The following is a 1,582-nucleotide window of genomic DNA, read 5'->3' as shown; positions in this document are numbered from 1 at the left end:
TAGGAATCATTGTTAAGTATCGGCGGCTCATTGTGCTGTTGATGTTAGTTGACCACGCGTCGCCTATGAAAGGTGCGTTATCAGAAATGTCACCGTATCGTATAACTGGATCTTTAGCTGAAAAAGTCGAACTTGGAACCAACGTTTTATGGGCAGCTAAACCTCACGCTATGGCTGTAACCCCCATTACAGAGCATAGAATCTGGTGCTGGCCGCTATCGGCGGACCTGAAAAATATGACGCCGAGTTCCAACCTGTATACCGAGTTGGAGGATGACAGGGGTTATCCTGTCTTGACGGCCAATATCAATCCCTTATTTATACTCTGACTGATCCATTTGCAGGTATCGCCGTACAAGCGAGTGTTATGAATACACATATTTCAGCTCAGTCATCTCATACACTGTTGCCATGGACGCGAGCTTGGGTAACTGGCGCGGGGCGCGGTATTGGTGCCGCTATTGCCGCAGGGCTTTGTTATGGTGGCGTCGATGTTTATGCGTCGGCCCGGTCTGATGCAGACCTCATTCGGTTAGCGTCTGATCTCGGGCCAAGTCGCGGGTCAATCACTCCAATGTCTCTCGATATTTGCGACGACACCCAGATCCGAGCACTGACTGAATATTGGCAAAAAACCGATAGCTGGCCAGACCTTGTCATACTGAACGCTGGCACGCATGATCCGTTTCCTGCGAGCGACCTCACCGCGCAGCGCAGCATCCAGTTACTCAATACCAATCTTAATGGCACTCTTAACTGTCTTGAGCCTGTTCTTAAGCATTTTATCGCTCAAGATTTCGGGCAGATTGCGATAATGGCATCGGTTGCAGGTTATCGTGGATTGCCGACGGCGGCTGCATACGGTGCCAGCAAGGCTGCTCTGATTAATTTATGTGAAGCACTGCGGCTTGATCTGGCTGGGAGCAATGTGAAGTTGCAAGTGATCTGTCCGGGATTTGTTCGCACGCCACTCACCGATAAAAACACGTTTAGCATGCCTGCATTGATGGAGCCAGAAGACGCAGCAAAAGAGGTCATCAGTGGGTTGCAGCGTGAAGGTTTCGAAATTACTTTCCCTAAGCGGTTTGTGTACTGGTTAAAATTGCTGCGCATTTTGCCGTACAGCTGGTATTTTAAACTGGTCGAAAAAGCCACCCGCACAGGAAAGTAGCGATTATGTCTGTAGAGCAATCCCCGTCAAAGAGGTTCTCTCTTGCGTCAGCACCAGACAGCGAAACTTATCTGAGGCGTTATGCCGATGTACTGGAATCCCTCACGGTTGAATCATTACCGGCTTTAGTTGCGCTCACCAGTCCGCAGATCTGCTTCATTGACCCGTTTCACCGGATCGAAGGACAAGAGCGCTTTCGGACAGTCATGCGGGACATGTTTACACGGCTTAATGGCGTGTGTTTTTGCGTTCATCAGGTGGCCCCGATTGCCAATGACGCTATGCGGGGTGGTTTCTTATACTGGACGTTTACGGCCAGCAGTAAGCGAACCGGCACCTTTAGTTTTGACGGTACCAGTCGTATCGAGCTGGATGCAGAAGGTTTGGTGCGGGTGCATGAAGACTACTGGG

General features: G+C 50.2%; 3 protein-coding genes. All 3 read left to right on the top strand.

What is annotated here, in order from left to right:
• On the top strand, window positions 1–329 hold a 329-nt coding region (locus ABYW01_RS21060), incomplete at its 5' end, for a hypothetical protein (RefSeq protein ID WP_372836533.1).
• Window positions 330–367: 38 nt separating this feature from the next.
• Window positions 368–1,171, top strand: a complete 804-nt coding sequence (locus ABYW01_RS21055; RefSeq protein ID WP_372836531.1) for an SDR family NAD(P)-dependent oxidoreductase — start codon at window positions 368–370, stop codon at window positions 1,169–1,171.
• 5 nt (window positions 1,172–1,176) lie between these two features.
• A partial coding sequence (locus tag ABYW01_RS21050; RefSeq protein WP_372836529.1) for a nuclear transport factor 2 family protein occupies window positions 1,177–1,582 on the top strand: 406 nt, incomplete at its 3' end.

Source organism: Pontibacterium sp. (assembly GCF_041587635.1).
Lineage (GTDB): Bacteria > Pseudomonadota > Gammaproteobacteria > Pseudomonadales > Balneatricaceae > Pontibacterium.
Note: the sequence above shows the minus strand (reverse complement) of the source record. Positions and strands in the feature narration are given on the sequence as shown.

What these genes read in the sequence shown, in the direction of transcription:
- ABYW01_RS21055 (WP_372836531.1), top strand. Translation starts at nt 368, where the DNA reads ATGAATACACATATTTCAGCTCAGTCATCTCATACACTGTTGCCATGG.